The organism is Streptomyces pinistramenti (genome assembly GCF_020564935.1).
Lineage (GTDB): Bacteria > Actinomycetota > Actinomycetes > Streptomycetales > Streptomycetaceae > Streptomyces > Streptomyces pinistramenti.
In genome coordinates this window covers 1-25,534 of the sequence record NZ_JAJCXB010000062.1, presented here as the reverse complement: position 1 = coordinate 25,534, position 25,534 = coordinate 1, and the positions used below count along the sequence as shown (strand labels likewise).

The window sequence follows — 25,534 nt, the reverse complement described above, 5'->3', positions numbered from 1 at the left end:
GCCGATCATGGGAAAAGTTGCCGTTCTGTGCGGCGGGTACTGGCCGGTGCGCCCGGGGTTCTCTCGTAGAGTTTCCGCGTGGGATCACTGCGCAATCCGATCGGGCCGCTCCCCTCCTCCATCTACTGGCGGCGGAGGGCCGTTGCGCTGGGCATCTTCGCGCTGCTCGCCCTCCTGGTGGTGTGGCTCCTCAACTTGGGCGGGGACAGCGGCAGAACCGGCACCGAGAGCAAGGGCCACGGCGGCTCGGGGCCCGCGACGTCCATCACGCCAGGTCCCTCGTCGACCGGCCCGGCGATCAGTCAAAAGCCGGGCGGTCGCGACGAGTCGGGCAGCGGCGAAGGGGACGGCGACGGTACGGGCTCCGGCGGCGGCTCCGGCGGCGGCTCGGGTGCGGCGGGCGCGGGTTCCGGCGGTTCCGGTGGCGCGCCGATCGGCACGGGCACGGGCGGCGGCGCGGTGGCGGCCGGCGGCTCCCTCGCGAACTGCGGGGACGGCAGCACGGAGTTGGCGTTGCACAGCGTCAAGGACTCCTACCGGCCGGGCGAGAAGCCGAAGTTCGAGCTGACGGTCAAGAACTCCGCGGGCGCCGACTGCAAGGTGGACCTCGGCGGCAAGGCCGCGGTGCTCACGATCACCGACACCGCGGGCGACGACCCGGTGTGGGCATCCGACGACTGCCCCGCGGGCTCCGCAGCCGCACTCGTGAAGATCCCGGCGCACGGCTCGCTCCAGCGCACCGTCGAGTGGGACCGCCGGGCGAGCGCCCCGAAGTGCGCGACGCCGAGCGCGGCGGCGGTTCCGGCGGGCAAGTACCTGATCGAGGCGGAGGTGCCGGGGCTCTCGGCGGCCCGTACGTCGTTCGTCCTCGCCAAGGACTGAGCGGACCGGTCCGGAGCCGGTACCTCCGGTTGTTCCGCTCGTAGGGGATCCGCTCACAGCGTGCAGGGCCCCGCGATCCGGCGGCCGTGCGGCACAGTCGCGGCATGCGACTACTGATGCTGGGCGGAACGGAGTTCGTCGGCCGCACGGTCACCGAGGCGGCGCTGGCCAGGGGTTGGCAGGTGACGGTGTTCCACCGCGGGCAGCACGGCCCGCCGCCGGGTGCGACGGCGCTGCACGGCGACCGGAGCGCGGCGGCGGGGCTCGCGGCCCTCGCCACGGGCGAGTGGGACGCCGTCGTCGACACCTGGGGCGGTGCGCCGGCCGCGGTCAGGGACGCGGCACGGCTGCTGGCGGACCGGGTCGGCCGCTACGTCTACGTCTCCACCAGGTCCGTGTACCCGTTCCCGGCCGCCCCCGGCCTCGACGAGAACGGTCCGCTGGTGCCGGGCTCACCCGACGCCACCGTGGCCGACGACTACTCGCAGGCCAAGCGGGGCGGCGAAATCGCCGCCACCGAAGCCTTCGGCGACCGGGCGGTGCTGGCCCGCGCGGGGCTGATCCTCGGCCCGTACGAGAACATCGGGCGGCTGCCGTGGTGGCTGAACCGGATCGCACGCGGCGGCCCGGTCCTCGCGCCGGGCCCCCGCGACCTGCCCCTCCAGTACATCGACGCCCGCGACCTCGCGGCATGGGTGCTGGACGGCATCGGGGACGGCATCGCAGGCGGCGCGTACAACCTGGTCAGCGCGCCGGGGCACACCACGATGGGCGAACTGCTCGGCCACTGCGTGCGGGTGACCGGTGCGGACGCCGAACTGCGCTGGGCATCACCGGAAGCGGTGCAGGCCGCCGGAATCCAGCCCTGGACGGAACTGCCGGTCTGGCTGCCGCCGGGCGAGGCCCACGACACCCTGCACCGCGGCAACGTGTCGAAGGCGCTGGCCACGGGGCTGCACTGCCGGCCCGTGGGGGAGACGGTGGCGGACACCTGGCAGTGGCTGCAATCGCTCGACGGGGTGGCACCGCAGCGCCCGGACCGGCCGGCGGTCGGCCTGTCGCGGGAGAGGGAGGCGGCGTTCTGGAGGCAGGTGGATCAGGGGGGTTGGGATGGTGCGTCGTCTCCCCGGTGACCCGGCCCCGGAAACGTTCCGCCCCGGGTTCCCGTCTCAGACGTAACGTTCGAGGATTGACGACTCGGCGAGGCGGGACAGGCCCTCGCGGACCGAGCGGGCGCGGGCCTCGCCGACGCCGTCCACGGCCTGGAGGTCGTCGACGCTTGCCGCCAGCAGCTTCTGGAGGCCGCCGAAGTGGTCGACTAGGCGGTCGATGACCGCGCCGGGCAGCCGGGGGACCTTCGCCAGCAGCCGGAAGCCGCGCGGTGAGACCGCGGAGTCCAGCGTCTCGGGGGAGCCGCTGTAGCCCAGCGCGCGGGCCACGATGGGGAGTTCGAGAAGCTCGGTGTGGCTGAGGGCGTCCAGCTCGGCGAGCGCTTCGGCGACGGTGCGGGAGCGCTTGGCGGTCGGCTCGGGGACGTAGTCGCGGACGACCAGTTCGCGTTCGGGCTCGACGCCGGCGATCAGTTCGTCCAGCTGGAGGGTCAGCAGGCGGCCGTCGGTGCCCAGTTCGACGACGTATTCGGCGATTTCGGTGGCGATCCGGCGGACCATCTCCAGGCGCTGGGCCACGGCGGAGACGTCCCGCACCGTCACCAAGTCCTCGATCTCCAGGGCCGAGAGGGTGCCGGCGACCTCGTCCAGGCGGAGCTTGTAGCGCTCCAGGGTCGCCAGCGCCTGGTTGGCGCGGGAGAGGATCGCGGCCGACTCCTCCAGGACGCGGCGCTCGCCGTCGACGTACAGGGCGATCAGCCGCATGGACTGGCTGACCGAGACGACGGGGAAGCGGGCCTGGATCGAGACGCGCTGGGCGGTGCGGTGGCGGGTGCCGGTCTCCTCGGTGGGGATGGAGGCGTCCGGCACCAGCTGGACGCCGGCCCGCAGGATCTTGCTGATGTCCTTGTCGAGCACCAGCGCGCCGTCCAGCTTGCACAGTTCGCGCAGCCGGGTCGCGGTGAATTCGACGTCCAGGACGAAGCCGCCGGTGCACATCGACTCGACGGTCTTGTCGAAGCCCAGCACGATCAGCCCGCCGGTGTTGCCGCGCAGAATCCGCTCCAGGCCGTCGCGCAGGGCGGTACCGGGAGCGACCGCGCTCAGCGAGGCGCGCATCAGGGCGTCGGTGCCGGAACTCCCACCGGACCTGCCGGGAGACGATGCCCGGTCGTTGGCTGCCACTGCACTCCTCCGTCGCAAGGTCTGTCGGTCCGCAGGCCACCCGGCCCCTGCTGCGGCGGACGTACCAGGGAGCGTACGTGTGCCGGCGGCAGGACTGCGGCGTTGGGCGAGACCAGGGCAAAGTCTACCGGCGGACCTCCCTTTCCTGCGGGGGCTCTTCCGGCGGGGCCGCTTGCCGCGCCCGCTTGGGCAGGACGCGCAGCGCCTCGCCGACATCGGCGACCTCCAGGACCCGCATGCCGTCCGGGATCCGGCCCGGATCGGACGGGACCAGCGCGTGCGTGAAGCCGAGCCGGGCGGCTTCGGACAGCCTGCGCTGCACGCCGGTGACCCGCCTGACCTCGCCGGCGAGGCCGACCTCGCCGATGGCGACGAGGTTCTTCGGCAGCGGGGTGTCGCTGGCCGCGCTGGCCAGGGCGAGCGCCACCGCGAGGTCGGCGGCCGGTTCGGTGAGCTTCACGCCGCCGACCGTGGCGCTGTAGATGTCGCGCTTGCCCAGGGCGCTGATCCGGCCGCGCTGTTCCAGGACGGCGAGCATCATCGACACCCGGGAGGTCTCCAGGCCGGACGTCGTACGCCGCGGCGAGGGGATCTGCGAGTCGACGGTGAGCGCCTGGACCTCGGCGACCAGGGGGCGGCGGCCCTCCAGGGTGACGGTCAGGCAGGTACCGGGCACGGGCTCGGCGCGGCGCGTCAGGAAGAGGCCCGAGGGATCGGCGAGGCCGGTGATGCCTTCGTCGTGCAGCTCGAAGCAGCCGACCTCGTCGGTGGTGCCGTAGCGGTTCTTGACGCCGCGGACGAGGCGCAGCCTGGCGTGCCGGTCGCCCTCGAACTGGAGGACCACGTCGACGAGATGCTCCAGGAGGCGGGGCCCCGCGATGGCGCCGTCCTTGGTGACGTGGCCGACCAGGAGGGTGGCCATGCCGCGGTCCTTGGACGCCCGGATGAGGGCGCCGGCGACCTCGCGGACCTGGGCCATGCCGCCGGGCGCGCCGTCGATCTCCGGGGAGGCGACGGTCTGCACGGAGTCCAGGACGAGCAGCGAGGGCTTGACGGTGTCCAGGTGCCCGAGGACGGCGGAGAGGTCGGTCTCGGCGGCGAGATAGAGGTGGTCGTCGATCGCCCCGATGCGGTCGGCGCGCAGCCGGACCTGGCTCGCGGACTCCTCGCCCGTCACGTAGAGCGTGCGGTGGTCACTGGATGCGGCCTTGGCGGCGACGTCCAGGAGGAGGGTGGACTTGCCGACGCCGGGCTCGCCGGCCAGCAGCGCCACGGCGCCGGGGACCAGGCCGCCGCCGAGCACGCGGTCCAGCTCGGGCACGCCGGTGGTGCGCGCGGTGGCCTGCCGGCCGTCGACCTGGCCGATGGGCACCGCGGCGGTGGTGACCCTGCCGGGCGCCGTGGTCCGCACCGCGGGGGCGCCGCCGAACTCCTCGACCGTGCCCCACGCCTGGCATTCAGGACAGCGGCCGAGCCACTTCGCGGTGGTCCAGCCGCACTCGGTGCAGCGGTAGGAGGGGCGCTCCTTGGCCGACGTTTTACGGGTTGCCATGCGGCCACCGTAACCGCGGGGTGTGACAACGCGGACCGCTGCGCCGACCGGGTGGCCTGCGGAGGGCCCCGAGTGTGCCTGCCGGGAGGACCGCGTGGGCGGAACGAGTGGTTCCTGTCCCCTTTTGAGTGAGATGGCCACTCGTAAGGGTCAAATGTGTGCCCGGGGCGGGAGCACCGCTGCATCATCCGCCTACCGTCGCCGGGTGATGAGCAGGCCCGAGCACCCCACGCACACCACCGGCGCACCCCGGTCGCACGGCGCCGCACGGCGCCGCCCCGACCACGCGGCCCGCGACGACCACCACTCAAGCCCCGATCACCACACCCGCCACGGCACCCCCCAACGCCCCTACGAGCCGCATCTGGACGGGCTGTTCACGTACTGCCTGTCCGTCCTGTGCGCGCACGACGCGGCGGCCGCCGTACTCGGCGAGACCCTCGCGCTCGCCGAGCGGCAGCAGGGCAGGCAGCCAGTACCGCAGCTCTACCGCCCCTGGCTCTACGCGCTCGCCCGCTGGGCCTGCCTGCGCAGGCTCGCCGAGCCCATCGCGCCGGACGCCGAAGCGGATCCCGAGGCCGGGCGGCGCGAGCTGGCGGTCCTGGCCTGGCCCGAGGCCGCGGGCACCACACCCGAGCAGCGCGAGACGCTGGAGCTTTCGGTGCGCCACCGCCTGCCGGCCGGCGAGGTCGCCGCGGTCCTGGGCACCGAGCCCGCCGCCACCCACGCCCTGCTGGCCGCCGCATCCTGCGAGGTCGAGCGGACCAGGGCCGCGCTGGCCGTCGTCGAATCCGGCCGCTGCCCGGATGTGGCGCGGCTGGCGGGCGACACCCAGGTGCTGCTCGGTGCCGCGCTGCGGCGGGAGTTGGTGCGGCACGTCGACGAGTGCGCCGAGTGCCGGCGTACCGCGGAGCGGGCCACCGCGGCGGGCCCGTGGCCGGGCACCGCGCCCGCGGCTCAGGGTGACCTGCCGCTGGTGGGTGCGCCGCGGGAGGCCGTGCTCGCTGCGCTGGCCGCGGCGCGGCGTACCAAGTCGGGGCGTGCCGAGGGGGTGGCGGGTGCCGGGTCCGCGTCGGGCGTCGGGCGCGCGGGCCGCAGCGGATGGCCAAACGGTTCTCCTCGCTATGACCGCGCGGGATTCCCGGTCCGTCCCACCGACCGCGCGGCCCGCCGCAGGCGGCTGCGCAGCCGGGTCATGACGACCACCGTCGTCGCCACGGTCCTGGCAGCGCCGGTGCTGGCACTGTGGGCCGCGTACCGCGGTGCCCCGGAGGCCGGTGAGCCGGACGCCTCGCACGCGGTGACGTCCAGCGACGCGGACGCCTCCCGGCTGGACGGCCGTCCGTACGAGAACGCCGGGAACGCCAGCACGACGCCGCAGCCGGGATTCCCGGTCGGCGGCCACACCCCCGACGTCTCGGTCGAGGTGACCGGCGGTCCGCGCCTGCGGCCCGGCAGCCCCGGGCGGCTGACCGTCGCCGCCCAGCCGAGCGGCGGAACCACCGTCGTCACGCTCAGCGCCTCCGGCGGCGTGCCGGTGCGCTGGACGGCCGCGGCCGCGGCGCCGTGGGTCCACATCAGCCGTACGGCGGGTGAGTTGGAGCCGGGGCGGACGGCGGCGGTCACGGTGTACGTCGATCGCGACCGGGAGCCGGTGGGTCACTGGCGGACCCGGGTCGTGCTGGATCCCGGTGGCGCCGCCCTCACGATCGAGGGCCACGGCACGAAGGCCCCGGGCGGCGGCCCGGCGCCCACGGGCCCCGCGCCGGCCGACCCGGCACCGACGCCCCCGCCGACCGGCCCGGCGCCTGCCGACCCCGGTACCGTCGGGCCGTCGACGCTGCCGGCCACCGAAGGGGCGGCGCGCTGACCGGCGGGCGGCCCGTCAGCCCTTCGAGGGCTTCGGTGCCTTCGGCGGGTCCGCCGGGTGCGGAGCCATCGGCAGCGTCGCCGCCAGCCGCTCCTCGCACAGTTCGACGAGCTTGGCGTACGCCTTCTTGCCCATCAGCTCGGTGAGTTCGGGCTTGTAGGAGACATAGACCGGGTCGCCCGCGCCGTGCGCCGAGGTGGCGGACGTGCACCACCAGTGCAGGTCGTGACCGCCGGGGCCCCAGCCGCGCCGGTCGTACTCGCCGATCGTCACCTGGAGGATCTGGGTGTCGTCGGGCCGGTCGATCCAGTCGTACGTGCGCCGTACCGGCAGCTGCCAGCAGACGTCCGGCTTGGTCTCCAGCGGCTCGCGGCCCTCGCGCAGCGCGAGGATGTGCAGCGAGCAGCCGGCGCCCGCGGGGAAGCCGGGCCGGTTCTGGAAGATGCACGAGCCGTCCCAGCGCCGGGTCTGCCGGTCGCCGTCCTCGTCCTCCTCGATCCAGCCGGAATCGGTGCCGACGTCGTGGAACTGCCACAGCTCCGGCGTGAGCCGGGCCACACTCTTGGCGACCCGCTTCTCGTCGTCCTCGTCGGAGAAGTGCGCGCCGAGCGTGCAGCAGCCGTCGTCCGCCCGGCCGGCCGCGATGCCCTGGCAGCCGCTGCCGAAGATGCACGTCCAGCGGGAGGTCAGCCAGGTCAGGTCGCAGCGGAAGAGCTGCTCGTCGTCGGCCGGGTCGGGGAAGGTGACCCAGGCGCGGGCGAAGTCGAGGCCGACCTCGTCGGCCGTGGCCCCCCGCGCCGCCGCTTCGGCCCGCCGCTTTGCTTCCTTCTTCGGGGATTTATCCTGCTTCGCCTTTTTCGTCTTAGCCACATCCCCAGCCTAAGGCGGCGCGACCCTTACGCCTGCCACGGCAGTAGGTTTCCCCGTATGAGACTCGGTGTCCTCGATGTGGGTTCGAATACGGTCCATCTCCTGGTGGTCGACGCGCACCCGGGCGCGCGCCCGCTGCCCGCCTACTCGCACAAGGCGGAGCTGCGGCTCGCCGAACTGCTGGACGCGGACGGCGCGATCAGCGACGCGGGCGTGGACAGGCTGATCGCGACCCTGCACGAGGCGATCGAGGTCGCCGAGGACAAGGGCGTCGAGGACGTGCTGCCGTTCGCCACCTCCGCGGTCCGCGAGGCCGCCAACGGTGAGGACGTGCTGCGCCGGGTCGCCCAGGAGACCGGCTTCGAGCTGCGGGTGCTCTCCGGTGAGGACGAGGCGCGGCTCACCTTTCTCGCCGCCCGGCGCTGGTTCGGCTGGTCGGCGGGCCGACTGCTGGTCCTGGACATCGGTGGCGGCTCCCTGGAGATCGCTTACGGACTGGACGAGGAGCCGGACGCGGCGGCGTCGCTGCCGCTCGGCGCCGGCCGGCTGACCAGCAGCGGCCTGCCCGGCGATCCGCCCGGCGCGGACGCCATAAGGGCGCTGCGGCGCCGGGTGCGCGCCGAGATCGCGAAGGTGGTGAGCGATTTCACCCGCTACGGCGCCCCCGATCACGTCGTCGGCACCTCCAAGACCTTCCGGCAGCTGGCCAGGATCACCGGCGCCGCTCGCTCGGGCGACGGTCTTTACGTCCTGCGGGAGCTGGAGCGCAAGAAGCTGGAGGAGTGGGTGCCGAAGCTGGCGGCGATGCCCGTGCAGGAGCGGGCCGGGCTGCCCGGGGTGTCCGAGGGCAGGGCGCGGCAGCTGCTGGCGGGGGCGCTGGTGGCGGAGGCGGCGATGGATCTCTTCGGCGTGGACTCGCTGGAGATCTGCCCGTGGGCGCTGCGCGAGGGCGTCATCCTGCGTCGTCTCGACCACCTGCCACCGGGCTGAACGCCGTGGCCCGTACGCTGTCACTCGTGACAGAGCCAGTGGTGCGCATCCCGGATGCGAAGGTCGCGCTGTCCACGGCTTCGGTCTACCCGGAGTCGACGGCGACGGCCTTCGAGATCGCCGCCCGCCTGGGCTACGACGGCGTCGAGGTCATGGTGTGGACCGATCCGGTCAGCCAGGACATCGACGCGCTGCGCAGGCTCTCGGACTATCACGGCGTGCCGGTGCTCGCCGTGCACGCGCCGTGTCTGCTGATCACTCAGCGGGTGTGGTCGACCGATCCGTGGGTCAAGCTCCAGCGCGCGAAGAACGCCGCGGAGAAGCTGGGGGCGTCCACGGTCGTGGTGCACCCGCCGTTCCGCTGGCAGCGCGGCTACGCGCGGGACTTCGTGCGCGGGGTGTGGCGCATGGAGGGCGAGACGGACGTGAAGTTCGCCGTGGAGAACATGTACCCCTGGCGTTACCGCGACCGCGAGATGCTGGCGTACGCGCCGGACTGGGATCCGACGCAGGACGACTACCGGCACTTCACCGTGGACCTCTCGCACACCGCCACCTCGCGCAGTGACGCGCTGGAGATGGTGGACCGGATGGGCGACCGGCTGGCCCACATCCACCTCGCCGACGGCGACGGCTCCAACAAGGACGAGCACCTGGTGCCGGGCCGCGGCAGCCAGCCCTGCGCCGACCTGCTGGAGCGGCTGGCCACCACCGGCTTCGACGGGCACGTGGTGGTCGAGGTCAACACCCGGCGCGCGATGTCGGCGGCCGAGCGCGAGGCGGATCTCGCCGAGGCGCTGGCCTTCACCCGGCTCCATCTCGCCTCGCCGAACTGGGTGCCGGGCTCGTGAGCCGCGCGGCCGGGTAGCCCGTACCCGGCTGTCCGCACTCCGGTCACCCGTCTCACATTGCGGAGTGCCTGTCCGGATCGCGGATCGGGAGCGTAATCTCGGGTCCAGCTGATAAAGGACGGCTGCTATATGACGCCGCCCGTTGCGGGCCCGGCCCGGTGGCGGACGCGGCGGTCGTTCGGACGAATCCCGAGGGAGTGACCATCGTGCCCGATCTGAGGTCCCGCACCGTTACCCATGGCCGCAACATGGCCGGCGCCCGAGCCCTTATGCAGGCCAGCGGCGTAGCGCGCGAGGACTTCGGCAAGCCGATCGTCGCCGTCGCCAACAGCTTCACGGAGTTCGTGCCGGGCCACACCCACCTCCAGCCGGTCGGCCGGATCGTCTCCGAGGCGATCCACGCGGCCGGCGGCATCGCTCGCGAGTTCAACACCATCGCGGTCGACGACGGCATCGCCATGGGCCACGGCGGCATGCTCTACAGCCTGCCCTCCCGCGACCTGATCGCCGACTCCGTCGAGTACATGGTCGAGGCGCACTGTGCGGACGCGCTGATCTGCATCTCCAACTGCGACAAGATCACCCCCGGCATGCTGATGGCCGCGATGCGCCTCAACATCCCGACCGTCTTCGTCTCCGGCGGCCCGATGGAGGCCGGCAAGGCCACCCTCGTCGACGGCACGGTCCGCAAGCTGGACCTGATCAACGCGATCTCCGACGCCGTCAACGAGAACATCTCGGACGAGGACATCCTCCGCATCGAGGACAACGCCTGCCCGACCTGCGGCTCCTGTTCCGGCATGTTCACCGCCAACTCGATGAACTGCCTGACGGAGGCCATCGGCCTCTCCCTCCCCGGCAACGGCTCCGTGCTGGCCACCCACACCGCCCGCAAGGCGCTGTACGAGAACGCCGGCCGCACCGTCGTCGAGATCACCAAGCGGCACTACGAGCAGGACGACACGACCGTCCTGCCGCGCACTATCGGCTCCCGCGCCGCCTTCGAGAACGCCATGACCCTGGACATCGCCATGGGCGGCTCGACCAACACGATCCTGCACCTGCTCGCCGCCGCCCAGGAAGCCGGCCTCGACTTCGACCTGGACGACATCAACGCCGTCTCCCGGCGGGTGCCCTGCCTGGCGAAGGTCGCCCCGAACGTCGCGCCGGGCGGCACGTACTACATGGAGGACGTGCACCGGGCCGGCGGCATCCCCGCCATCCTCGGCGAGCTGTACCGCGCCGGGATGCTCAACGAGGACGTGCACACCGTGCACAGCGACTCCATGGCCGAGTGGCTCAAGACCTGGGACGTGCGCGGCGGTTCGCCCTCCGCCGAGGCCGTCGAACTGTGGCACGCGGCCCCCGGCTGCAAGCGCTCGGCGACCGCCTTCTCGCAGTCCGAGCGCTGGGACTCGCTCGACGTGGACGCGGCCGGCGGCTGCATCCGCGACCTGGCGCACGCGTACTCCGCCGACGGCGGTCTCGCGGTCCTCAAGGGCAACATCGCCGAGGACGGCTGCGTCGTGAAGACCGCCGGTGTCGACGAGTCGATCTGGACCTTCGAAGGCCCGGCCGTGGTCTGCGAGTCGCAGGAAGAGGCCGTCGACAAGATCCTCACCAAGCAGGTCAAGGAAGGCGACGTCGTCGTCATCCGCTACGAGGGCCCCAAGGGAGGCCCCGGCATGCAGGAGATGCTCTACCCGACGTCCTTCCTCAAGGGCCGCGGCCTGGGCAAGGCGTGCGCACTGGTCACCGACGGCCGCTTCTCCGGCGGCACGTCCGGCCTCTCCATCGGCCACGCCTCGCCCGAAGCGGCATCCGGCGGCACCATCGCCCTCGTCGAGGACGGCGACCGCATCCGCATCGACATCCCCCACCGCTCGATCGAACTCCTCGTCAGCGACGTCGAGTTGGAGTCCCGCCGCCTCGCCCTGGGCGGCGTCTACGCCCCCAAGCAGCGCGAACGCAAGGTCTCCCAGGCCCTGCGCGCCTACGCCGCCATGGCCACCAGCGCGGACAAGGGCGCGGTGCGCGATGTGAGCAAGCTGGGCTGAGGGGACGGCAGTTGAGAGGCCCCCGTCGGGTGACGGGGGCCTCTTGTCGTGTGCGGGGCTCTGCGGGCCTGGTCGCCCGGATACGTTGATCCCGTGAATTCCGCCTGACGGCCGGAGTGAACGAGGATCGCGGGATCATTACATCAGCCTACGATTCACTCCACTGGGTTGGAATCACATGCTCTCGGCACATTCATAGATAGTCCACGGCTGCGTGGGTATAGAGCCGAATGAGTACGATGCGCAGCGTTTTTGACGCCGGCGCCCCATCCGGTCCCAGGTTTCGCTTTCGGGGGATGCATTAGTTCGGCTGCACGGAATTCGTCCACGTGACGCCATCGTGCCCGATTTCTCTGGGTTCCGCTTCCCCAGGTCAAGCGCGGGAGCACTGCCCACCCGCTCCCGCCTGCCCCAGCGCCCACTGAAGGAGAGATATGGCCACGCCTGTCGATCAGAACTCTTCCCTCCTCGTTTTCTTCGGGGAGCCGCTCCATCCCGGTGTGCGCACCAAGATTATCGTCTACTGGCCCAGGCCGGCCGGCGGAGAGGAAGTCGAATACAGCACCGCCGCGGTTGTGGGTGGTTCAGGTATTTGGCACAGCCTCACGCCTATTTCTGGAACGTGTTACTGGGTGGGGGACTTCGAGGTGTCTCCCCGCGTTCCCTTATGCGAGACCGACCTGACACTCAGGAAAGGGGTGGAATGCGGATGTATCACCGTCACGGTTCCCATCACCATCAAAGATCCCCCCAGAGGAGTGCCCGGATGCCGGGGCGAGAAGGGTGACACCGGGCCGCGCGGCAGAAAAGGAGATACGGGCGACGAGGGGGAGCGGGGCGAGAAAGGTGACCGAGGGGATCCTGGGCAACGCGGCGAGAAGGGCGATCAAGGGGAAAAGGGAAGCAAGGGGGAAACGGGCGGGAGAGGGGATCCCGGACGGGACGGCGAGAAAGGGGAGCGGGGGGACAAGGGCGACCCGGGTCAACGAGGCCAGAAAGGCGACAAGGGGGACCGGGGTGAGCCGGGTTGCAAAGGAGACAGAGGGGAAAAGGGCGACGCGGGTGAGCCCGGTCCCCGCGGAGAGCCGGGTGCGCAAGGCGAGCGTGGTGAGCCCGGCTGCCCCGGCCGGGACGGCGAGGTGGGCGAGCGGGGTGACGCGGGTGAGCCCGGCCCGCGAGGCGAGCGGGGCGACCCCGGCCCCAAGGGCGACCCCGGCCCGCGTGGCGACAAAGGCGAAAAGGGAGACAAGGGCGATCCTCTTGATCCCGAATCCATCGAGGGGATGGTCTGCGCCATCATCAAACGCATGTTTAACGGAATGGAATGCCCGTGAACGAACGGCAGGTGCATGGGCGTCAGGCGTGACGGCATCACCTGTTGGGCGATCGAAACTTCGCCGTTCCGGGCCCGAACTGCCCTAGAACTTCTGCTGTTTCGCCCCGGGCGGCAGGAAGCAGGGGGTGCTGACGGAGAGGCGGAGGGTGTTGGGGGGTTTTACGGTGTCGGCGATGAGGGAGAACTTCTCCTTTTCGTGGTAACCGTCGAGAACGACCTGATGAGCGCGCGGGCGTTCCTCGTACGACGAGACATTCACGCCGTGCTCCTTCAGCGCCGCCCGGAGTTTGCGGACCGCCGCGATGTGTTCATCCCGAGGCAGGTTGGCATACACGGTGTAGGTCAGGGTGTACCTGCCGTCGTGAGCCACTTCGTCATCGCGGCCGACGCAGTCCTCGAAGTCCGTGAACGGGCCGTACTTGTCGCCCACCTTCACCTCGGCGTAATGCGCCATGGTCGAGGTGTAGTGCTTCGCCCAAGTCAGCGCGTCCGCACGGCTCTTACGCGGCAGCGGCTGGTTGGCGTCGTCGGAATTCTGGGACATGCAGGCTCCGGTGGAAAGGATGACCGAGGCGGTCAGGACAAGCGGGAGGGTGCGTCGCAAAAGCGTGGCCGCCACGGGTGAACCGTGCCTCTCAGGGGTGGCATTTACATGTTGATGGGAGTGGGAAGGGCCTTGTCCGGCTCCTGGCCGGCAATGATCCGTCCTTGATTGGCGAGGCTCTGGCTCTGGTCGTCCCAGTAGCCGCTGTGGCCGTGGGTATCGGTGACGAACCGAGTTCCGCCGAAGGCGCCGGTATTGGGGTCGGGTCCGAGCGTCAGCCCTTGTGCCAGTTTGATGTTGTCGTCGTCGGCGAGCCCGGTATAGAAGTGGTCCGATCCGACATGCAGGTCGGACGCGTTCCCCACCGTCATTCCCGGACTGCCGACGACGGAGATGCTGTCGGCGCCGAGGCCCTTGCCTCCGGCGTCCGCGTCCCCCACGACCGTGGCGCCGTAGCTGTGCCCCAGAACGGTCATGTGCGCCGGGTCGGAGCCCTCGTGTGAGGCACGCAGGCCATGGGTGAAGTCCCGGAGGTCCGGCGCCGCGTCGTCGGCCCGGCCGGTGCCGCCTACCGCGAGGTTCGGTGCGTCGGTGCTCGGCACTTCCGGAGCGTCGTAGCCGAGCCAGTAGACCATCGAGGTGTCCGCCGACGGATCGGCCCGTTCGGCCGACCGCTGGAGCTTCTCGATCCGCGACAGCTGGCCGCCCGTCGAGTCCATCGTCGTCGCCGTTCCGGGCACCTGCACGCCGACGTTGTCCGCGGTGTCCGGGTTTCCCATGGCGATGACGGCCTTGCCGTCCTCGAACTCGTCGAAATCGAGGAGGTAGAGCTTCTTGTTTCCCGTCGCGCCGTCGCGCTTGTCGAGTTCGGCCTTGAGGACCTCAAGGTTGTGACGGTCCTGCGAGATCCCGGGGATCGACTGGTCGCTGCCGGCGACGAAGTTGAGCTGCTGGTCCAGGGACAGCCGGTTCGCGTCGTCGCGTACGTCGCTCGGCAGACCGTTCGCCTTGCCGATCTGCTCCGGGTACATGGTGGCGTACTCCTGGCGCGTGTCGTCGTCCAGGCCCTTCCACCAAGCGGCCGCGTCCTTGGAGTCCTTGGGAATCTGCGGCCCCTGGATGCCCAGGTCCTTCATGGCCTGCTGGGTGTCGCCCGCGGACTCGGCGGCCATGTGCGTGTTCTTGCGGTCCATGAGGTCGCCGCGGAGTTCCGACAGGGCTTTGCGGCCGTCGTCGCTGGCCTTCTGCGCGTCCTTGACCGCGGTGTCGATCTCCTCCTGGAAGTGCTTCATCCGCTCCAGCTTGCTCTGCGCCTCGTCCGGCGACTCGTCCACTTCGCAGGACGCTTCTCCCACGGAGCCGGAGTCGTCGACGAGGAAACCCTCGGCCTCCGTGCTCCGTACGGCGTTGCGCAGGTTCGTCTGCGCCTGTTCCATGCGGAATCGCACCGTGTCGATCGACTTCGAGATGGTCATCGACTCGGTGCGGACCACATTGATCCGCATCTCGATGTCTTCGAGGAACGCCAGCGCGGCCTTCGAGTCGTCCCCTTCCCAGGAGGCGTGCAGCGGTCCGGTCACCTTGGTGCGGTGCTGGTCGAACGCGGTGTCCATGTCCCGGGAAACCCGCTGCCAGGCGTCGGCCGCGGCCGTCAGGTCCGCGAAGTCCTGCTTCAGCAGACGTGCGTAGTCGGAAGCCATGGGTCATCCAAAGGGGGTGTCGTCGGTGTTCCGGGGAGCGGACTTCCCGCCGGGCTCGGCGAGGGCCTGGCCCGGGTCGTAGACGGGCATCGCGGGCTTGGCACGCAGCATGTCGTCCGTGCTGGGCGCCGGCGTACCGGGCGGCGGGGGCCGGTACGCGCCGACGGCATCCCCGACCGGGTCGTCGCCGCCCGCGCCGGGGTGCGGAAGCCCGGCGTACACCGGCGAGCCGGGGCCGCTTCCCAAGGCCGGCCCAGGCCCCGAGGCCGGGGCGGACATGATCACGTCTTCCATGTCCCCGTCGAAGTCCTCGAAGTCCTGATCAACCATGTCCTCGTTCCACTCATGGTTGTCAGCGGTGTCGCGAAGGTTGCCCGCGCCCCACAACAGCCGCTTGTGCAGGCCGTCGAGAGCGGGCTTCCAGGTCTCGCTGATCATGTGCAGAGCCGAGGCGACGGACCAGCCGTCGGCGGAATCCGCGGCCGTACCGGTCTCGGTGACGGCCTTGTCGCAAGGCTTCTTGATGTCGTCGGCTATGCCGCTCTGGGCATGCGCCGACGCGCGTAGTTCGCCGGGCTCGACCGACAGGTTGCTGGACACCGAGCGTTCCCCTCCCCCGTAACTCTGTGTGAAGAGGAACGGTATCAAGGGGGTGTGACATGGGGGCAGGCTTGGTCGCACACCTTCATGGCGGAGACTCCGGTGTGGTGCCATCGCGGCTGTCCCCCCGACCACCCGTCCACACGCGCATGCTCAAGAGATGTTCCGAGTCCCGGTCACGAAGCGGTGATTCGGGTACCGGAGCCGGTGGAGACGCCTGATGCCATCGCGACCGGAGTTCTCGTAGCCGTCGGCTGCGAGGGGGTTAGCCGGGTGTTGGCGGAGTGGCAGTCCGGCGCCAGCGGCCCCGGGCAGAGTGAGTGACGTAACCGAGGAGACAACGACACCGACTGCCCCAGGGGGAACCCGAAATGAGCACGAACACCGTCCGCCCCGTCCGTCGCCGCAGCCTGCGCGTCGCCGCCGCGGTGCTCACCGCGGCCGCCGGCCTGACCCTGACCGCCTGCTCCGGCTCGGACACCGCAGGTGCGAAGTCCTCGGGCCAGGTCAATGCGGCCGTGGCCGCCGCGGACGCCGATGCCGCGGGCTCATCCGCCGAGGCGCAGGGCTCCGAGTCCCAGGCGGACCCCGGCGCGAAGGCCGACGCCGAGGCGGGGGTTGTGGACAAGCAGTCCGGTGGCTCGTACGCCGCCGGGAGAGGCCGGACGGGCTCGGGCATCGAGCGCTGCCACACCTCCGGCCTGAAGGCGTCGTTCGCCACGGGTGACGATGCGGCCCCGGACCCGGACGCGAGCGGCGCGACGACCACCAGCGTCGTGCTGACCAACAAGGGCAGTCGCACCTGCAAGATCGGCGGCTTCCCGGGCGTGGACCTCAAGTCGGAGAACGGCGGAGAGCGCTGGTCGCTGCCGCGCTCGTCGGCCAAGTACGGTTCGATCACGCTGAACCCCGGGGACAGCACCGATTTCACGCTCAACGTCGCCATGACCAAGGAGGAGGAGGGCTTCTACCAGCCCGCCTGGGCGGACATCACCCCGCCCAACGAGACCACCTCGCTCACCGTGGAATGGCCCTGGGGCACGCTCGTCGACCAGCGGGGCGCCACCCACCCGGCCACCTTCGTCAACCCCATCGGCTGACCGCCCTTCCCCTGAGCGGCTGTTCGGATGCCGGGCGTCCGAAGACGCCCCCCGACCGGAACGGCCGACCTCGGTCCCGGCCGGGAAGTGAGGTCGGCGGACGGACCTGGGGTTCCTCCGGGGGAGGTGGGGACCGCGCGGCCGGTGCCGGGGGTGCGTCGGGAGGTGTGCGTGTGTCCGTGTCACGTGGTGGACGCGCGGGCGCCAAGGCCCGGTCGTCACCAGGCGGACGGGTCCTTGGTGGGGACGCCGAAGACGGTGCCGTCGGGGGTGGCGGCGTAGATGCGGCCGTGGCGTGGGTCGGCTACCGGGGCGGGGAGTGACTCCAGGAAGCCGTTGTGGCGGGCGGCCGTCAGGCGGGCCGGGGTCTGGCCCGTGAGGCCGCCGGTGCGGGCGTCGACGGCGAGCAGGCGGCCGTCGGCCGAGGTCAGGTAGAGGCGGTCGTCCGCCGTTGCCACCGGGGCCGAGCCGCGGGCGACCGACGTCTCGACGGCCCAGTGCCGCTCCCCGACGGCCTGGAGCGTGCCGCCCGCCGCGAGCAGGTACGCCGTTTCGCCGCGCACGGTGGCCGTCACGTTGTCGAGCGGTGCGGCCAGCGGCAGGCGTGTGCTGCGGCCGCGCTTCGGGTCGTAGCGGACGACGGCCGTGGTGCGGAAGGTGAGCTTCGGGTCGGACGCGGTGAGGTAGAGGGTGCCGGACGCGCCGGTGCCGACGGGGGTGAGCCTGCCGGGGATGCGGGTGTGCCGGCGGACGGTGCCGTGCCGCGGGTCGATGGCGGTGATGCGGGTGGTGGAGCCGTCGGGGGAGGGCTCGGCGGCGTACGCGGTCGGGGGGCCGGCCTGGGTGGCGTACGTCGTGAAGGAGGGCAGGGCGTGGCCGGGGAAGGGCTTGCGCCAGAGCTGCCGGTGGGTGGCGCTGTCCAGGGCGGTGACGGTGCCGTCGCCCGCGGTCAGCAGCAGGACGTCCCCGATGACGGCCGATCCGCCTTCGTAGCCGGTCAGTTCCTTGCTCCAGCGGGTGGCGCCGCGGCCGCCGGGTGACGGGTCGAGGGCGTCGATGCGGGTGCCGCCGGGGGAGGTCACGTAGAGCAGGCCGCCGGAGAGTACCGGCGGGGCGGGGGGTGCGTCCTGGGGGCCGGGCCGGTGACCGGCCCGGCGCCAGCGGACCGTGCCGGTGTCGGCGTCGATGCGGGCGGCGAGGAGGCCGGGCTGGACGCAGAAGAGGGCGTCGGGGCCGCCGCCGTGGGTGGCGCCCGGGGCGCAGGCGGGCATTTCGGCGCGGTAGCCGGCGGGGCGATGCAGCAGCGTGGTGCGCCAGGGGCGGAACTCGCCTTCCGCGTGCGGCGGGTGGGCCGGCCGCGCGGGGTCGGTCCCGTCGCCGTCGGACAGGGCGCGTACGCCGGCGAAGGTGCAGGCGGCGGCCACGATCAGGGCGGCGGCGGCCCACACCGGCCAGGCGCGGCGGCGACGGCGGCGTTTGGTGGTGGGGGAGTGGGGGTGGCCGGTTGCCGCCCGCCCGCCGGGGGCCGGGGGTTCGCCGCCGGGGTGCGCGTCGGCGCGGCCGGCGAGCGGGCTGCGGGCGCGTACGTGGGTGGCTTCGGCAGGGGCGGACTCGACGCGTACGGGGCGGCGTTGGCCCGGAACCCGGGGCTCCGGGGCGCCATCCTGGACGGCCTCCGGGGCCGCGGCTTCCGGGGCCCAGCCGTTTCGCGGGTCCTCCCGGGGGGCGTCCCGCAGCTCGTCCAGGAGGTCCGTGTGCGCCGGCGTGGGCAGGTCCGTCCGCAGCAGGTCCATCAGCGCGTCCGGTGTCGGCCGGTGTGCCGGGTCCTTGGCCAGGCAGGCGGCGACCAGCGGCGCCAACTCTTCGGGCACCCCCGCCAGATCGGCCTCGTCGTGCACCACCTGGTACGCCACCAGATACGGGCTCTCCGAGTCGAACGGGCCGCTGCCGGTGGCGGCGTGCACCAGGACCGAGCCCAGCGCGAAGACATCCGCCTGCGGTCCCACCTCGCGCGGCCGCTGGAACTGCTCGGGCGCCATGAACGGCGGCGTGCCGATCAGCTTTCCGGTCTCGGTGCGCATCTCGCTGTCGGACGGGCGTGAGATGCCGAAGTCGATGACTTTCGGGCCGTCGGCGGCCAACAGCACGTTTCCCGGCTTCAGATCGCGGTGCACGACCCCGGCACGGTGGATGTCGCGCAGCGCCTCGGCAAGCCCGGACGCCAGCCTGCGCACCTCGCCGGAGGCCAGCGGGCCGTTCCGCTTCACGTGGTCGGAGAGGGTCGGGCCGGGGATGTGGAGGGTCGCCATCCAGGGGCGCTCGGCGTCCGGGTCGGCGTCCACGACGGGCGCGGTGAAGGCGCCGCTGACCCGCCGCGCGGCCGCCACCTCCTGCCTGAACCGCCCCCGGAACTCGGGGTCTTGGGCGAATTCGGCATGGATGACCTTGACCGCGAGCAGCAGCCCCGACGAGGAGCGCGCCAGATGGACCACGCCCATGCCGCCTGCCCCGAGCCGCGCCTCCAGGCGGTACTGCCCGGCGTATTCCGGACGCTCCGCTTCCGGGTCGAGACCGAGATCACGCAGCGGCCCCATCGATTCCACCCCCGTGAGATTCGGTCGCAGGTGCGACGCGCGGAGCCTAGTCGATGACACGTGCGAGACGAACGAGGCTTGCTAGCGTGCGCGTTGCAGGACGCGCGGCCCGGAACGGGCGGCGCGCAACAGTGCACCGAACGGTGCACGTTTTCCACGGGGGAGAACACATGAGCAGCACACAGGACCAGCTCGGCCATGCCGCGACGCAGGACGAGGACGAAGCGGGCGCAGCCGCCGTCGGCACCCTGGCCACCCAGCAGGTCACGTATCCACTCGCACCCGGCTACCGCGTGAACGTCCGCGAAGGCGCGGGCACCAACACGCCGGTCGTCGGGCACCTGCCGGACGGCGCGCGCGTCCGGATCCTCTGCCAGCGGTACGGACAGTGGGTCGTCGGCCCGTACGGCACCTCGAACATCTGGGACAACATCGGGCCGGGCCAGTACATCTCCGACAGCTACGTGCGGACGGGCAGTGACGGCTTCGTGGCGCAGCGCTGCATGACCTGAGCCGGGCCGGAGCCGTTGCCGCCGGGGATAATCGGTGACATGAGCGACGAGCAGACGCCACCGGGCGGCACGGAGCGGGACGGCACCGAGCACGGCGGCCAGGACCAGGGCGGGCCCGAACCGGAAGAGATCCGCTTCTTCGGCACCAGCTGGGTCCGCCACGACCGCGGCTACGCCCTGCGCAGGGCCGGGGTCGCGGTCGGTTCGCTGCTTCTCGCGCTGATCGGCGCGCTCGTTGTCCGCTTCGCGTTCCAGGGGGTCGAGTTCGGCGATGTCGGCCCGTTCGTCAGCCTCCTGGTCTTCGTCGGCTTCGCGGTCTGCAGCGCGCTGGCGTTCCGCCGCACCTGGGAGGGGTACGTCCGGCGGCCCGCGCCGTCATCGGACAGCGCCGCCGACAAATCCGCCCAGAGCCTGCTGCTGATCGGCTTCATCGGCTCGCTGCTCGCCTACTTCTGCCGCAGCCTGATCGAGGCCCCCGGCGAAAAACTCCGCCGTGCCGAATACACCGCGGCCTGCGAACGCCACGAACGCCGCCGCACCTCCCGCACCGGCAACCCGGCCGCCAAGAAGCCCAGGCCGAAGGGGAAGAAGCGGCGGTAGCGGCGGCCGGACACCCCTCTGTACGCAGGGCGCCCGGAGGGGCAGGCTGGAGTCATGCCGTCTTCCTCCTCGCACCGGCGCCCGATGACGTCCGAGGCCCGCCGGGCGCCGGATCCGGTGACGCCGGCCAGGTCGTTCGATGCCGTCGCCGCGCAGTACGCGGCGGCGCGGCCCGGGTATCCGCCGGAGCTTTTCGACGCGGTCGAGGAGCTGTCGGGACGGCCGCTGTCCGGGGCGCGGGTGCTGGACGTCGGCGCCGGGACCGGCATCTCGACGGGGCTGCTGGCGGCGCGCGGCGCCCGGGTGGTGGCGGTGGAGCCGGGGGCCGGGATGGCCGCCGAACTGCGGGCCGCACACCCCGGCGTCCCGCTGGTCCGCGCGCTCGGCGACGCACTGCCCTTCTCCGGCGGCGCGGGCTTCGACCTCGTCTGCTACGCGCAATCCTGGCACTGGACCGACCGGACGCGGTCCGTTCCCGAGGCCCTGCGGGTGCTGCGGCCCGGCGGCGCCCTGGCCCTGTGGTGGAACGTCCCCGATCCGGACGTCCCCTGGGCCGCCGAGCAGGAGGACCGGCTCGTCCGCCGGCTGCCCGGCTACCACCGGCACGACGTCGCACACCAGGCACCCGACCTGATCCGCCGCCTCGGACTGCGGCCCGCCCTGCGGACGCTGCACTGGACGCGCCGGATTCCCGTCGAGACCCATCTCGCCATGCTCGGCAGCCGCTCCTGCTTCGCCACGATCGGCCCCGCCGCGAGCGCCCCCGTCCTGGAGGACGAACGCGCGGCGCTGCTGGAGGTCTTCCCCGACGGCATCGTGGAGGAGGCGTACGCGGTGCACCTCACGCTCGCCCGGCGGCCGTCAGGCCCGGCGCCGCACGGGGGCTGAGCGCCCGGCCCGCCTCAGTACTCCCACTCCGGCCGCCCCTCCCCGTACAGCCAGTCGTCGAAGAGGTCGGTCAGGTCCTCGTCCGTGCGCTCCTGGCAGAAGGCGATGAAGTCCTTCGTGCCGGCGTTGGCGTGCCGGTACTCGGCGGGCCAGGACTTGAGGATGCCGAAGAACGTCTTGTCGCCGACGGCGTTGCGCAGCTGCTGGAGGACCATCGCGCCGCGGTCGTAGATCGGCAGCTCCGTCACGTTCTCGGCGTATTCGGGGTAGCCGGGCGGGAACTCCCAGAGCTTGTCGTCCTGGTCGGTCTCGTACAGCTCGTCGAACCGCTCCTGGGGCGTGCGGCCGTCCTCGTGTTCCTCCCACAGCCACTCGGCGTAGGTCGCGAACGCCTCGTTGAGCCAGGTGTCCGCCCAGGTCTTCGGGGTCACCGAGTCGCCGAACCACTGGTGGGCCGTCTCGTGCACCACCGTCTCGGCGTCCGGCGCGCCTGCGTAGACCGGCTTCGTCTGCGACTCCAGCGCAATCCAGTCGATCCGCGGCGGCGTGTGGTCGACGATCGCGCCGGCCGAGGAGAAGGGGTAGTCGCCGAACAGCTTGCCGGCCCATTCCAGGATGTCCGGCAGCTGGTCCAGCGCTTCCTCGCTCGCCGCCGCCTCCTTCGGATCCACCGCGACGTACAGCGGCAGCCCGTCGGGCGTGCGGGACTGGCGGACGTCGAACGTCCCTATGGTGGCGGTGGCGAGGTACGTCGCCATCGGCTCGGCCGAGTGCCAGTCGTACGTCGTGCGCCCCTTGGCGGTCTTCTTCGACCGCAGCTCCCCGTTGGCGACCGCGGTGTAGCGCTCCGGGACGGTGATCCGGAAGTCGTAGGCGGCCTTGTCCGACGGGTGGTTGTTGCCGGGGAACCACGTCATGGCCCCGGCGGGCTCGCCGGACACGAACGCGCCGTCCGCCGTCTTCACCCACCCGTCCGTCGCACCGTCCGGATCCGTCATCTCCTGCGGCACGCCGCTGTATTCGACGGTCGTACGGAACGCGGCACCCTTCCTCAGCACCTGCGCGGGCCGGACCGTCAGCTTGTGTCCCTTGCGGCTGAAGGCGGCCTCCTCACCGTCCACGCGGACGCCGGAGACCTTCAGGCCCCGGAGGTCGAGCTTGAAGGAGCTGAGGTTCTCGGCCGCGCGGGCAGTGATCTTCGCGGTCGCGTCGAGGTGCCGCTTCGGCACGTCGTAGGCGAGATCGAGCCCGTAGTGGCTGACCCGGTAGCCGCCGTTGCCGAGCGCGGGGAACAGCGGATCGCCGACCCCGCCCGCGCCCGCCGTCCCCTTGACGGCCACCGCCCCGCTCGTGCAGGAGGACAGCAGCAGGGCAACGGACAGGACAGCGGTCGCACCGCAGTAGCGGAGGGGCCGGGGATTCACGGGACTCCTGGGGTCGGGCGCTGGGCGGGCGGTCGGCCGGTCGGGGTGACGCGGGCGACCGGTGCTGCCGTTGACGGTCGCGCCCACCACTCGTGCCGTCGGTGATCACGAGCCCCACGACCTTACGGTCAATTCCGCCGCAACGGCACGTCCCGATCACGCCCCGGGCCTCCTCCCGCAGAAGTTCCCCTCCCCGCCGAAGCCCTTCCCGACCGCCGTCCGCCCCCGCCCCGCCCACCGCCCGCACGATGCGAGGATGGCCGGGAAAAGCCCAGCGCAGCGGAAAGGCGGACCCGAACGATGGCCCAGAAGGTCGCAGTACTCGGCACCGGCAAAATCGGCGAAGCCCTGCTCAGCGGCATGATCCGAGGCGGCTGGGCACCCGGCGACCTGCTGGTCACCGCGCGCCGCTCCGAGCGCGCCGCACAGCTGCGCTCCCGCTACGGCGTCGAAGCGGTCGGCAACGCGGAGGCCGCCAAGGCCGCCGACACCCTGATCCTCACCGTCAAGCCGCAGGACATGGGCGCCCTCCTGGACGAGCTGGCGCCGCACGTCCCCGCCGACCGCCTGGTCATCAGCGGCGCGGCCGGCATCCCCACCGCCTTCTTCGAGGAACGGCTGGCCGCCGGCACCCCCGTCGTCCGCGTCATGACCAACACCCCCGCCCTCGTGGACGAGGCGATGTCCGTCATCTCGGCCGGCACCCACGCCACCGGCGACCACCTCACCCGCGCCGAGGAAATCTTCTCCGGCGTCGGAAAGACCCTGCGGGTACCGGAGACCCAGCAGGACGCGGCCACCGCACTCTCCGGCTCGGGACCGGCCTACTTCTACTTCCTCGTCGAGGCGATGACCGACGCCGGCATCCTGCTCGGCCTGCCCCGCGACAAGGCCCACGACCTCATCGTGCAGGCCGCGGTCGGCGCCGCCGTGATGCTCCGCGACAGCGGCGAACACCCGGTCACGCTCCGGGAGAACGTCACGTCCCCGGCCGGCACCACCATCAACGCCATCCGCGAACTGGAGAACCACGGCGTCCGCGCCGCCATGCTCGCCGCACTGGAAGCCGCCCGCGACCGCAGCCGCGAACTCGCCTCCGGCAACGGCTGACCCCACCCGCAGCGATGAAGGAGAGGGGACAAGATCCCCTCTCCTCTCCTCCTCTTCACACCGCAGGCAGCAGCCCCACCGCCCGATACGCCGCATCCACCCGCGGCCGCGCCAGCTCACGGGCCCGCGCCGCCCCCGCCCGCAGGACCGCATCGACGTACCCCGGATCGGCCGCCAGCTCCGCATGCCGCTCCCGCACCGGACGCAACAGCTCCACCACCGCCTCGGCCGTGTCCTTCTTCAACGCCCCGTACGAGCCGTACGCACCCGCCAGCGCCTGCGGATCACCGCCCGAGCAGGCCGCCAGCACATCCAGCAGATTCGCCACCCCGGGCCGCTCGGCCCGGTCGTACACGACATCCGCGTGCGCATCGGTCACCGCCCGCATCACCTTCTTACGGACCGTCTCCGCCTCGTCCAGCAGAAAAACGATCCCCGCGGTCCTGGCCTGCGACTTCCCCATCTTCGACACAGGCTCCTGCAGATCCATCACCCGCGCCGCCACCGTCGGATGGATGGCCTTCGGCACCACGAACGTCGGCCCGTAGCGCCGGTTGAACCGTACCGCCAGGTCCCGCGCCAGCTCCAGATGCTGCGCCTGGTCCTCCCCGACCGGCACCTCGTCCGTCCCGTACGCCAGGATGTCCGCCGCCATCAGCGCCGGATACGTCAGCAACGACAGCCGCACCCCCTCCCCGCGCGCCTGCGCACCCGCGGCTTTCTCCTTGTACTGGATCATCCGCCGCATCTCGCCGTCCGACGCCGTGCACTCCATCAGGTACGACAGCCGCGCGTGCTCGTCGACATGGCTCTGCACGAACACCGTGCACCGCTGCGGATCCAGCCCCGTCGCCAGCAACAGCGTCGCCGCCTGCCGGCTCAGCCGCCGCACCCGCGCCGGATCGTGCTCGACGGTCAGCGCGTGCAGGTCCACCACACAGAACACGGCGTCCGCACGGTGCTGGTCCTCATCGGCCCAGCGGCGCATCGCCCCCAGATAGTTCCCCAGCGTCAGATGCCCCGTCGGCTTCACACCGCTAAAAATCCGCTTCCCCGCCATCTCGTCCCTTTCCCGTGCTTACGCACCGTGCGTCCGCCCCTGCGGGCGCCACGCGTCGGGACCGCCGGACCTCGCCGGCCGGCTGCGGGATGGAGATACGCGAACGGCCGCCGAAGCGGCGGCCGTGGTCATACATGCGCTGGTGGTCGGCCGCCGTCAGGCGAGCCACCACTGCTGTACGTGCGCATGCGGATTCATGGGCCCAACGTACCGCCGAAAGCCCTGCCCGGCACGGGTTTGAAGCACCTGAGGGGCTCGTGTAGTGTTCTCCGAGTTGCCACGGAGCCAACCGGCCCCACGGCAGCCATCCGCCGCTTCGCGGCACACCACTACTGCACGACTCCTCACCGGGAACAATTTCGGCATGCCGAAATTCGGACCGCGGCTCGATTATGAGTCACCGAGGAATTCCGCTAAAGTAGTGACCACGCCGAAAGGCGCAGCGAGACCCCCTCCGACGGGGAATCGGAAATGAATTCGGACCGGAAACGGCGAGAATCGGATCTGATAGAGTCGGAAAGGCCGGAAAGTGAAAGCTGGAAGGCCAACCCCGCTCCAACGGGGGGCCGGAGACGGAGACGGAAACGGATCTGGTAAGGTTGGAAACGCGAAAAGGCCGAGAGGCCGGATCGCACCGGCGAAAATCGGGACCGCGAGGATCTGATAGAGTCGGAAACGCAAGACCGAAGGGAAGCGCCCG

General features: G+C 71.7%; 21 protein-coding genes. 12 read left to right on the top strand and 9 right to left on the bottom strand.

What is annotated here, in order from left to right:
• Positions 1–78 precede the first annotated feature (78 nt).
• The gene (locus tag LIU39_RS29520) at positions 79–882 is read left to right on the top strand and encodes a hypothetical protein (protein ID WP_227049995.1); all 804 of its coding nucleotides are present in this window, start codon (positions 79–81) and stop codon (positions 880–882) included.
• A 104-nt stretch (positions 883–986) separates the two neighbouring features.
• A complete protein-coding gene (locus tag LIU39_RS29515; protein WP_227049994.1) occupies positions 987–2,015 on the top strand; it encodes an NAD-dependent epimerase/dehydratase family protein in 1,029 nt (342 codons plus the stop codon).
• Between the two features lie 36 nt (positions 2,016–2,051).
• Here the strand turns inward: LIU39_RS29515 and disA are convergent, their stop codons facing one another.
• Both disA and radA read right to left on the bottom strand, forming a co-directional pair.
• On the bottom strand, positions 2,052–3,176 hold the full coding sequence (gene disA / locus LIU39_RS29510; protein ID WP_227049993.1) for a DNA integrity scanning diadenylate cyclase DisA: 1,125 nt from the start codon (positions 3,174–3,176) through the stop codon (positions 2,052–2,054).
• 124 nt (positions 3,177–3,300) lie between these two features.
• Positions 3,301–4,728 carry a DNA repair protein RadA gene (gene radA, locus LIU39_RS29505; RefSeq protein WP_227049992.1) on the bottom strand — a complete coding sequence of 476 codons (1,428 nt, stop codon included), beginning with the start codon at positions 4,726–4,728 and terminating at the stop codon, positions 3,301–3,303.
• 208 nt (positions 4,729–4,936) lie between these two features.
• On the opposite strand from radA, the gene LIU39_RS29500 reads away from it, so the two are divergent.
• Positions 4,937–6,598, top strand: a complete 1,662-nt coding sequence (locus tag LIU39_RS29500) for a BACON domain-containing protein (protein ID WP_227049991.1) — start codon at positions 4,937–4,939, stop codon at positions 6,596–6,598.
• 15 nt (positions 6,599–6,613) lie between these two features.
• Here the strand turns inward: LIU39_RS29500 and LIU39_RS29495 are convergent, their stop codons facing one another.
• The gene (locus LIU39_RS29495) at positions 6,614–7,468 is read right to left on the bottom strand and encodes a DUF3109 family protein (RefSeq protein ID WP_227049990.1); all 855 of its coding nucleotides are present in this window, start codon (positions 7,466–7,468) and stop codon (positions 6,614–6,616) included.
• A 57-nt stretch (positions 7,469–7,525) separates the two neighbouring features.
• On the opposite strand from LIU39_RS29495, the gene LIU39_RS29490 reads away from it, so the two are divergent.
• From LIU39_RS29490 to LIU39_RS29475, 4 genes are all read left to right on the top strand, one after another.
• A complete protein-coding gene (locus LIU39_RS29490) occupies positions 7,526–8,458 on the top strand; it encodes a Ppx/GppA family phosphatase (protein ID WP_227049989.1) in 933 nt (310 codons plus the stop codon).
• A gap of 38 nt (positions 8,459–8,496) precedes the next feature.
• A complete protein-coding gene (locus tag LIU39_RS29485; RefSeq protein ID WP_227050009.1) occupies positions 8,497–9,309 on the top strand; it encodes a sugar phosphate isomerase/epimerase family protein in 813 nt (270 codons plus the stop codon).
• 206 nt (positions 9,310–9,515) lie between these two features.
• Positions 9,516–11,366, top strand: a complete 1,851-nt coding sequence (gene ilvD, locus LIU39_RS29480) for a dihydroxy-acid dehydratase (protein ID WP_227049988.1) — start codon at positions 9,516–9,518, stop codon at positions 11,364–11,366.
• Between the two features lie 434 nt (positions 11,367–11,800).
• On the top strand, positions 11,801–12,700 hold the full coding sequence (locus LIU39_RS29475) for a collagen-like domain-containing protein (RefSeq protein ID WP_227049987.1): 900 nt from the start codon (positions 11,801–11,803) through the stop codon (positions 12,698–12,700).
• A gap of 84 nt (positions 12,701–12,784) precedes the next feature.
• On the opposite strand, the gene LIU39_RS29470 is transcribed toward LIU39_RS29475, so the two are convergent.
• From LIU39_RS29470 to LIU39_RS29460, 3 genes are read right to left on the bottom strand one after another with little or no spacing between them, the layout of a single operon-like run.
• Positions 12,785–13,321, bottom strand: coding sequence for a hypothetical protein (locus tag LIU39_RS29470; protein WP_227049986.1), 537 nt, complete (start codon positions 13,319–13,321; stop codon positions 12,785–12,787).
• A gap of 29 nt (positions 13,322–13,350) precedes the next feature.
• Positions 13,351–14,946, bottom strand: a complete 1,596-nt coding sequence (locus tag LIU39_RS29465) for an alpha/beta hydrolase (RefSeq protein ID WP_227049985.1) — start codon at positions 14,944–14,946, stop codon at positions 13,351–13,353.
• Between the two features lie 3 nt (positions 14,947–14,949).
• Entirely contained in the window at positions 14,950–15,546 is a 597-nt protein-coding gene (locus LIU39_RS29460; RefSeq protein ID WP_227049984.1) for a type VII secretion target, read from the bottom strand.
• A gap of 371 nt (positions 15,547–15,917) precedes the next feature.
• Between LIU39_RS29460 and LIU39_RS29455 the strand changes: the two genes are divergently transcribed.
• The gene (locus tag LIU39_RS29455) at positions 15,918–16,646 is read left to right on the top strand and encodes a DUF4232 domain-containing protein (protein ID WP_227049983.1); all 729 of its coding nucleotides are present in this window, start codon (positions 15,918–15,920) and stop codon (positions 16,644–16,646) included.
• Positions 16,647–16,864: 218 nt separating this feature from the next.
• Here LIU39_RS29455 and LIU39_RS29450 read toward each other — a convergent pair whose 3' ends face one another.
• Entirely contained in the window at positions 16,865–19,240 is a 2,376-nt protein-coding gene (locus tag LIU39_RS29450) for a serine/threonine-protein kinase (protein WP_227049982.1), read from the bottom strand.
• Positions 19,241–19,410: 170 nt separating this feature from the next.
• Here LIU39_RS29450 and LIU39_RS29445 point away from each other — a divergent pair, with 170 nt between their 5' ends.
• The 3 genes from LIU39_RS29445 (at position 19,411) to LIU39_RS29435 (ending at position 21,240) form a co-directional block, all read left to right on the top strand.
• The gene (locus LIU39_RS29445) at positions 19,411–19,752 is read left to right on the top strand and encodes an SH3 domain-containing protein (protein WP_227049981.1); all 342 of its coding nucleotides are present in this window, start codon (positions 19,411–19,413) and stop codon (positions 19,750–19,752) included.
• 39 nt (positions 19,753–19,791) lie between these two features.
• On the top strand, positions 19,792–20,352 hold the full coding sequence (locus LIU39_RS29440) for an MFS transporter (RefSeq protein ID WP_227049980.1): 561 nt from the start codon (positions 19,792–19,794) through the stop codon (positions 20,350–20,352).
• 84 nt (positions 20,353–20,436) lie between these two features.
• Positions 20,437–21,240, top strand: a complete 804-nt coding sequence (locus LIU39_RS29435; protein ID WP_227050008.1) for a class I SAM-dependent methyltransferase — start codon at positions 20,437–20,439, stop codon at positions 21,238–21,240.
• Positions 21,241–21,254: 14 nt separating this feature from the next.
• Here the strand turns inward: LIU39_RS29435 and LIU39_RS29430 are convergent, their stop codons facing one another.
• Positions 21,255–22,664: a M1 family metallopeptidase gene (locus LIU39_RS29430; RefSeq protein ID WP_227049979.1), complete on the bottom strand. Its 1,410-nt coding sequence runs from the start codon at positions 22,662–22,664 to the stop codon at positions 21,255–21,257.
• Between the two features lie 300 nt (positions 22,665–22,964).
• On the opposite strand from LIU39_RS29430, the gene proC reads away from it, so the two are divergent.
• Entirely contained in the window at positions 22,965–23,774 is an 810-nt protein-coding gene (proC, locus tag LIU39_RS29425) for a pyrroline-5-carboxylate reductase (RefSeq protein WP_227049978.1), read from the top strand.
• A 55-nt stretch (positions 23,775–23,829) separates the two neighbouring features.
• Here proC and trpS read toward each other — a convergent pair whose 3' ends face one another.
• The gene (trpS, locus tag LIU39_RS29420) at positions 23,830–24,834 is read right to left on the bottom strand and encodes a tryptophan--tRNA ligase (RefSeq protein ID WP_227049977.1); all 1,005 of its coding nucleotides are present in this window, start codon (positions 24,832–24,834) and stop codon (positions 23,830–23,832) included.
• Positions 24,835–25,534 lie beyond the last annotated feature (700 nt).